Source organism: Rhodococcus sp. P4_B6, from assembly GCF_056402215.1.
In genome coordinates this window covers 1-3,060 of sequence record NZ_JBFUHV010000370.1, presented here as the reverse complement: position 1 = coordinate 3,060, position 3,060 = coordinate 1, and the positions used below count along the sequence as shown (strand labels likewise).

4 protein-coding genes and 1 pseudogene are annotated in these 3,060 nt (G+C 65.3%); 1 reads left to right on the top strand and 4 read right to left on the bottom strand.

From position 1 onward, the window contains the following. The coding region (locus tag AC1DWT_RS50505; RefSeq protein ID WP_477926192.1) for an aromatic ring-hydroxylating oxygenase subunit alpha at positions 1–449 on the bottom strand (449 nt) is incomplete at its 3' end. Positions 450–520: 71 nt separating this feature from the next. Here AC1DWT_RS50505 and AC1DWT_RS50500 point away from each other — a divergent pair. Continuing rightward, positions 521–1,135, top strand: a complete 615-nt coding sequence (locus AC1DWT_RS50500) for a TetR/AcrR family transcriptional regulator (RefSeq protein ID WP_206013102.1) — start codon at positions 521–523, stop codon at positions 1,133–1,135. Positions 1,136–1,179: 44 nt separating this feature from the next. Here the strand turns inward: AC1DWT_RS50500 and AC1DWT_RS50495 are convergent, their stop codons facing one another. The 3 genes and pseudogenes from AC1DWT_RS50495 to AC1DWT_RS50485 all read right to left on the bottom strand — a co-directional run. Continuing rightward, positions 1,180–1,797 (bottom strand): hypothetical protein, encoded by a 618-nt coding sequence (locus AC1DWT_RS50495; protein WP_477926191.1) that lies wholly within the window; start codon positions 1,795–1,797, stop codon positions 1,180–1,182. A 70-nt stretch (positions 1,798–1,867) separates the two neighbouring features. Then, positions 1,868–2,827 (bottom strand): MlaD family protein, encoded by a 960-nt coding sequence (locus AC1DWT_RS50490; protein ID WP_206013103.1) that lies wholly within the window; start codon positions 2,825–2,827, stop codon positions 1,868–1,870. Next, positions 2,824–3,060: pseudogene (locus AC1DWT_RS50485) on the bottom strand (MlaD family protein); the annotation flags it as partial. The pseudogene AC1DWT_RS50485 and the gene AC1DWT_RS50490, both read right to left, overlap by 4 nt.

The window sequence follows — 3,060 nt, the reverse complement described above, 5'->3', positions numbered from 1 at the left end:
GTGTTGGTGGCCGTGTCGATGATCGTGAGGTGGCCGTCGAAGCCTTCTGCATGCGGCATTCCCCGCAGATCTCCACCGCGGCCGTACGCCCAGTTGTGATACGGGCAGCTGAAGACGCGCTTGCAGCCGGCTTCCTCGAACTCCACCTTCGAGCCCCGGTGCCTGCAGACGTTGGAGAAGGCCTTGACGCTGCCGTCCGTCTGCTTGACCACCAGTAGCGGCGTGCCGATCAGCTCGGTCGTGACGAAGTCGCCCGCCTTCTTCAGCTCGTCGACGTGGGCGACGATGTGCGGCAGCCGCCGGACCACCGTGCGCTCGCGTTCGGCGAGTTCGGGGTCGTTGAACACCGAGAACGGCACTCGAAGCAGGTCGTCCGCGTAGTCGGTGCTGTTGTTGTCGACGTGTGCGATCAGTCGCTCGGTGAGTGTGATCTTGTCTTCGCGCTCCATACACCGAGAGTGGCACATGAGACATTCATTGTCTAGCGTCTCATGGCAGATTGTGGTTGTACTGTTTCCTGGTGGCTGCAAGGACTGGAAACGACCCCGCGACCGACGTCCGCTCGACGATCCTCACCGCAGCGGAGTCGTGCTTCGAACGCTTCGGGATCACCAAGACGACGATGGAGGACGTCGCCCGCGCCGCGGACATGTCCCGCGCAACCGTCTACCGGTATTTCTCCGACCGGGAGAGTCTGATCATCGAATCGGTCGCGCGGCGCGCGCGCAAGAACATGACGCCCGCCCGCGCCTTCATCGCGAAGTGGCCCACTATCGAGGAGCGACTCGTCGAGGGCATCTGCCAGAACGTCGAGAGCGGCCTGCGGGACCCCATGGTCCACCTGCTCGTCTCCCCCTCGGAGATGACCCTGGCGAACTCCCTGCTGACCACGTCGGGCAAGGCCGTCGAACTGACGAGTGAGCTGTGGGAGCCGATTCTGCGCGAAGCGCAGGAGGCCGGCGACCTCCGCGCCGACCTGGATCTGACATTGCTGTGCGAATGGATCTCGGAACTCGAGATCATGTGTATCAGCCAACTCAACGGCGGCACCGGCTCGCTGGAACGGTTCCGCGAGAAGATCCGCACGTTCCTGGTCCCCTCGGTTGTTCCTGCCGCGCTGCCTGCCGGCGACTGAGTACGCACGGTACGGCGCCGCCGGCAGAGGGCCCCGAACTCCGGCTACCGCGGCGCCGTGTCCCCGTCGAGTGCGGAATCGATTCCGCTGATCTCGGTGATCTTCCAGTCGTTTCCGCTGTCGACCGTCATCTTGTAGGTCGCGGTCGACTGCAGTCCGTCCGGTGCCTGGCTGTTCTTCGTCAGGACGCTGACGAAGYAGTCGACCGAATAGGTTCCGTCCGGTCCCGGTTCTGCTTTCGCCGAGATCGGCTGTGCGCTCGACGTCCACTGGAGCGGAGCGATGATCTGCTCCATCGACGTCGCGGCCTGGGTGAGACGGTTGGACAGTTCCGGAGCGGTGCCCGCCGTCAGCCGTGTTCTCCACGCGGGCAGGTCGCGAAAGTCCATTTCGGCGGCGCCGGTCGCGTAGTCGAGGGCGATCCGTTCGGCCTGCTGCCTGCTCGCCGCCGCGTCGTGGAGTTGGTCGAGTTCGTCGGTCGTGCTCCGAAGTTGCCACCCGAGCACCGCCAGTGCGACGACGAGAACGGCGACCAGGCCCCCGACCACCACCGACCGCAGTGGCACGTTCCTGCCACCTCGACGCTCACGATCGCCCGCACCATCGGAGGGTCCGGCCTCGGGGGCGGTTCCGGAGTTCACGAGTTCCATTGATTTCTGCATCGTTCGCCTTTCGCTGGGCTGTCCGATCTCCGGGGGTGGACGATCGAGTACGTCTGGGGTGCGGTCGGCTCTACCGCCCCGACGGGCTGAGGTGGACTGTCAGTGCATCTCCGGATGCGGTGGACGCCATGACGTTGTCGAGCAGGCGGCCCACGTCGACGGTCCGCATCGACGCCGCCCCGGCCTGGACCGACGGCAGGAGATTCACGCCGATCACCTGCAGGTCCGGGGCGGTGTGATCGAGGAACGTCTGCAGTTCCCCGATGAAAGGACTTGCTCCGCCTGCGATTCCGTCGCGCAGCGGACCCTTCTCGGTAGCGAATCGGATTCCGCCGAGCACGTCGTGGAACCCGCTGCCGAACTCGGCGACGATCGGTGTCGTATCCCGGAAACCCTGCGGGAGGGTGGCGCTGTCCATCAGCAGTGGTTGCAGGGTGTCGAACAGCGTCGTGAGGGTGTCGGACTGCTGGGTGAGCGTCGCCGCGAGTAGTTCGCCTGCCCGCGTGAGATTGTTCAGGACCGCGAAGTCATCGGGAAGCGCGACGTCGATCGTGTCGAAGATCGCTTGTACCCGAAAGGGATCCACCTGCTCGAGGAGCCTGGTCAGGCGCTCCGAGAGCTCCTTGAACGTCGTCGGCACCACGACCTGGTTCGCCGGGACGGTGTCCCCGTCCTCGAGATACGGCCCCGCTGTGGACGAGGGCAGCACCGCAAGGAACGGTTCGCCCAGCGCCGACAGATTGTCGACGCGGAACTCGCTGTCGGCGGGGATCGACCGGTCACTCTCGTAGTTCCACGCGACCTCGATGTGATCGGCCGACGCCGTCACCCCACTGATGTGTCCGATCGCCACCCCCCGGAGCAGCACACGGGAGCCGACGACGAGTCCGTTCGTGTCCGGCACGTCCAACGTGGCGGTGCGTACGTCGTCGAACCGGGAGACGTGCAGACCCGCCCGGCCCATGTACAGGAACGACAGCACGGCGATCACCACCATGCCGAGAATCGACAACGAAGTCTTGACAGTCATTTCACTGCTCCCAGCATGCGGAGCAGGTTCTCCGCGTCGGCCACGATCTGGTCTCCCCCGGCAGATTCGATGCCCTCGATCTCGACGGAAGGCTTCTGCGCGAACGGCACGATCCTGCTGCGCAGGAAACGGGACAGCACGACGGTCGTGTCCGGGCCCTCGTCCCAGACGTCGCGCGCCACGTCCCCCGTGTCGGCCAGCGTGTTCAGCATGGGAACCATCCACAGTCCGCC